We start from the raw sequence: 2,648 nt of genomic DNA, 5'->3' as shown, positions 1-2,648 counted from the left end.
GTCCGGTGGACCGACCGCCCCTTCGGCGTCCCTACCCGGTCGTGCGGCCGCCCCTCCGCCCAGGACATGCCTCGGGTTGAGCAGACCCCCTGCTTCGGGTCCGCGACCCGACCCCTTCACGGTTTCCCCTGATTCGTCATGGGAGACTGGGGAGCGTGAGCACGACACCGACGCACCCCGCTCAGCCTGCCGCCTCGGGCGGCACCCGCCTCGACCCGTGGTTCGGCGCCTACGCCGAGCGCGCCCACGGTATGCGAGCGTCGGAGATTCGCGCCCTGTTCGCGGTCGCGAATCGCCCCGAGGTCGTCTCGCTCGCCGGCGGTATGCCCTACCTCGAAGGTCTCCCCCTCGACGTGATTGCGGACGCGATGCAAAAGCTCGTCGCGACGCGTGGCACGACCGCGCTGCAGTACGGCTCAGGACAGGGCGACGAGTCGCTGCGCGAGAAGATCGTCGACGTCGTGCGCCTCGAAGGCATCGACTGCCACCCTGACGACATCGTCGTGACCACCGGTTCACAGCAGGCGCTCGACCTCGTGACCCGGATCTTCATCGACCCGGGTGACGTGATCGTCGCCGAGGCACCGAGCTACGTCGGAGCCCTCGGAGTCTTCCGCTCGTACCAGGCCGACATCGTCCACGTTCCCCTCGACGAGCACGGTCTGATCCCTGAGGCTCTCGAGGAGACCCTGACCCGGCTGGCTGCGGACGGTCGGCGCGTCAAGCTCCTCTACACCGTGCCCAACTTCCACAACCCCGCAGGCGTGACGCTCTCGGTCGAACGGCGTCCCCGCATCCTCGAGATCGCCCAGCGCTTCGGCGTGCTCGTGATCGAGGACAACCCCTACGGGCTGCTCGGCTTCGACGGCGATCCTCTGCCAGCAATGCGCTCGCTCGACGACCAGGGCGTCCTCTACCTGGGCTCCTTCTCCAAGACCTTCGCTCCCGGCTACCGGGTGGGCTGGGTCGTCGCGCCGCACGCGGTCCGCGAGAAGCTCGTGCTGGCGAGCGAGTCGGCGATCCTCTGCCCGTCGAACGCCTCGCAGCTTGCGATCGCGACCTACCTCGAGACCTGTGACTGGCAGGGCCAGATCAAGCAGTTCCGTGAGCTCTACCGAGAGCGGCGCGACGCCATGATCGGCGCTCTCTCGGAGCACCTTCCGTCGGCCTCGTGGAACGTGCCGAACGGCGGGTTCTACACGTGGGTCAAGCTGCCCGACGGTCTCGACGCACGCTCGATGCTCCCCCGAGCGGTCACCGCACGTGTCGCGTACGTCCCGGGGACGGCGTTCTACGCCGACGGGACGGGCGCGGACCACGTCCGCCTGTCCTACTGCTTCCCGACGCCGGAGCGCATCAGAGAGGGCGTCCGGCGGTTCGCCGGGGTCGTCTCCGCCGAGCGCGAGCTCGTGGACCTGTTCGGCACCTCCGGGGCCCAGGATCCCGACCTCACCGACGTCGAGAACCCTGGCCCCAACCTCGCGTGAGCGCCACCCCTGCCCTCGTGAGAACCCCGCTGAACGTCGAGAGGACCAAGACCGTGGGTACCGCTGCGGAATCACAGACCGTCACCGAGGACGTCACCGAGCGCGCGACAGCCGCTCCACAGAGCCCCGACGGCACAGGCTCGACCGGCGCGGGACACCGCCCGGTGGAGCGTGTCGTGGTCCTCGCGGGAGGCCTGTCTCACGAGCGCGACGTATCGCTCCGCTCGGGTCGACGCGTTGCCGACGCCCTGCGAGGTACGGGCATCGAGGTGTCGGTCCACGACGTCGACGCGTCACTCCTCTCCTTCCTCGCGCAGGAGAAGCCCGACGTCGTCTGGCCCCTCCTGCACGGCGCGAGCGGCGAGGACGGCTCGGTCCGTGACGTGCTGGAACTGCTCTCGCTCGACTACGTGGGGACCGGCCCTCGGGCCTCGCGAGCCGCCTGGAACAAGCCCATCGCGAAGAACCTCGTGCTCGGCGCGGGGCTCTCCACGCCCGACTACGTCACGCTCCCCCAGAGCCTCTTCCGCGAGCTCGGGGCCCAGCCAGTCCTCGACGCGGTCGTCCGCCGTCTGGGCCTCCCTCTCGTGGTCAAGCCCACCCGTGGCGGATCCGCACTGGGCGTCACGCTCGTCCGCCGCGCCGAGGACCTCCCTCGAGCGATGGTCGACTGCTTCTCGTACGGCGACATCGCCCTCATCGAGCGCGCCGTCGAGGGGACCGAGATCGCCGTGAGCGTCGTGGAGGGTCCGGAGGGCCCGGAGGCGCTCCCCGCCGTTGAGATCGTGACCGACGGTACCTACGACTACGACGCGCGCTACAACCCGGGGCGTACGAGCTACTACGCCCCTGCTCGGCTCGCTCCCCAGGTCGCCGCACGTGTTGCGGACATGGCCGTCCGCGCCCACCTCGCGCTCGGACTCCGCGACCTGTCCCGTTCGGACCTCATCGTCGACGACGAGGGGAACCCCCACTTCCTTGAGGTCAACGTCGCGCCCGGGATGACCGAGACATCGTTGTTCCCGCAGGCCGCACAGGCAGCGGGTAGAGACCTGGGTGACCTCTACCGCGCGATCGTGACGCAGAGCGCTGTCCGTCAGAGCGCCATGCGCTGACGTCTCATCTGGCTGACCACAGACATCGGCCCCGATGAGCGGTTGC

Annotated in this window: 2 protein-coding genes; both read left to right on the top strand. The window is 69.5% G+C overall.

Annotated elements, in window-relative coordinates; genetic code table 11:
• Positions 1–155 precede the first annotated feature (155 nt).
• Positions 156–1,487, top strand: coding sequence for a PLP-dependent aminotransferase family protein (locus ACFRCR_RS18260; protein WP_377679578.1), 1,332 nt, complete (start codon positions 156–158; stop codon positions 1,485–1,487).
• Positions 1,488–1,651: 164 nt separating this feature from the next.
• Positions 1,652–2,602: a D-alanine--D-alanine ligase gene (locus tag ACFRCR_RS18255; protein WP_377679580.1), complete on the top strand. Its 951-nt coding sequence runs from the start codon at positions 1,652–1,654 to the stop codon at positions 2,600–2,602.
• Positions 2,603–2,648: the final 46 nt, after the last annotated feature.

Source organism: Oerskovia sp. NPDC056781, assembly GCF_042789955.1.
GTDB classification, from domain to species: Bacteria; Actinomycetota; Actinomycetes; order Actinomycetales; family Cellulomonadaceae; genus Oerskovia; species Oerskovia rustica.
This window is presented reverse-complemented; position numbering and strand designations above follow the sequence as displayed.